Below are 771 nucleotides of genomic sequence, written 5' to 3'. Positions count from 1 at the left end.
GCCCTCGTCACCGTCGCCTGCACGCTCGCCGGATTCGTCCTCACCTCGATCGTCGGCGTCGATCCGGCCTGGGCGGCCCTGGCCGGCGCGCTCGCGCTCGCCGCCCGGGCCCTCGCCCGCCGCCGCACCGCCCCGGTCGCGATCGTTCGCTCGGCCGCCGTGCCGTTCCTGGCCTTCGTCCTGGCGCTGGGCATCGTGGTGAGGGCCGTCGTCGACAACGGGCTGTCCTCCGCGCTCGGGGACCTCGTCCCCCACGGCACCTCGCTGCCCGCGCTGCTCGGCACGGCGGCGCTGGCGGCCGTCCTGGCGAACGTCATCAACAACCTGCCCGCCGTCCTCGTCCTCCTCCCGCTGGCCGTCCCGTCCGGCTCCGGAGCGGTCCTGGCGGTACTGCTCGGGGTCAACATCGGCCCCAACCTCACCTATGCCGGGTCCCTGGCCACCCTGTTGTGGCGGCGCATCGTCCGCGAACACGACACCGACATCGGCCTCGGCGAGTTCACCCTCCTCGGACTGCTTGTCGTGCCCGCCGCGCTGGCACTGGCGGTGGTGGCACTGTGGGGGTCACTGCAGATCATCGGAGGATGAGCCCGTGACCGTCGTCGTCTGGATCACCGAAGGCACCTGGCCCGCCTGCGTCGATGCGGCCCGCATCCACGCACCGCAGGGCGCGGAGATCATCCTGCTCCACGTCAGCGGCCAGGAGGTCCCGGGCGTCGCGCACGGCGCCTTCGCCGGTCTGCTCGGGCGCGGCCACCGGGAGCGGGATCC

The 771-nt window shown here is 73.7% G+C and carries 1 protein-coding gene and 1 pseudogene; both read left to right on the top strand.

What is annotated here, in order from left to right; all coding sequences use genetic code 11:
- Window positions 1-588, top strand: a 588-nt coding sequence (locus tag C2142_RS36955) for an ArsB/NhaD family transporter (protein WP_277347305.1), incomplete at its 5' end; no start/stop codon positions are given.
- 4 nt (window positions 589-592) lie between these two features.
- Window positions 593-771: pseudogene (locus C2142_RS41210) on the top strand (universal stress protein); the annotation flags it as partial.

Source organism: Streptomyces sp. CB01881, assembly GCF_002953255.1.
Classification (GTDB): domain Bacteria; phylum Actinomycetota; class Actinomycetes; order Streptomycetales; family Streptomycetaceae; genus Kitasatospora.
The sequence above is the reverse complement of the archived record's forward strand: the minus strand, read 5'-3'. Positions and strand labels throughout refer to the sequence as shown.